Below are 786 nucleotides of genomic sequence, written 5' to 3'. Positions count from 1 at the left end.
GTACCGCCGTTGCCGTCGGTGGCCTCAAGGACCAGGTCGTCCGTGGTGCCGTAGACGACCGAGGCCTGCGTCTTGCCACCCGGGGTGGTGATCTTCGACAGCAGACCGGCGGACCGCTTCGCGGCCTGGTACTGCGCGCCGATCACGGCCGGGGTGAGCGGCTCGGAGAAGACGGCCACCTCGGCCATCTGACCCGCGAAGTGCCCGAGCTTGTCGTTCGGGTTCATCGACGGCCAGCCGTTGGTGTTCACACCCGCACCCAGGCTGATGTAGGGCTGCACCCAGTCGTTGATGGTGCCCGAGAGGGATCCCTGCGAGACACCGTCCAGGTACAGGGTCTGGCTGTTGGCCACACCCGTCAGGACCGCGTTGTGCCACTGGCCGTCGGTGACGGTCGCGGTGGACGTGATCGTCGACATGCAGCCCGGCGACATGGCCAGACAGCCACGCAGCTTGCCGTCCATACCGACGTAGACCGCAGGGGTGTTCTTCGTGGTGTTGGCGACCGGGTTCGGGTCGCTCAGCGGCTTGTCACCGTAGTAGAACAGGACACCGCCGGCCGTGGTCGTCTTGAACCACAGCGACACCGACGTGTACGACGGCGTCGCACCCGGGGCGCTCGGCATCTCCACGTACGAGGTGGTGCCGTTGAACGTGGCCGTCTTCTGCGTCGAACCCGCCAGCACCGAGGCGCTGCCCAGGGTCACGTTCTTGTACGTGCCGTTGTACTGGCCCTGGTTGGCGTCGATCGCGTCCGCGGCAAGGGTGCCGGACGTCTCACCGAGC

The 786-nt window shown here is 67.0% G+C and carries 1 protein-coding gene; it reads right to left on the bottom strand.

The annotated features are described in order from the left end of the window. Positions 1-786, bottom strand: a 786-nt coding sequence (locus IE136_RS35520; protein WP_229818812.1) for a LamG domain-containing protein, incomplete at both ends; no start/stop codon positions are given.

The organism is Streptomyces lateritius (assembly GCF_014649715.1).
In the GTDB taxonomy this organism is placed as follows: Bacteria; Actinomycetota; Actinomycetes; order Streptomycetales; family Streptomycetaceae; genus Streptomyces; species Streptomyces lateritius.
This window is presented reverse-complemented; position numbering and strand designations above follow the sequence as displayed.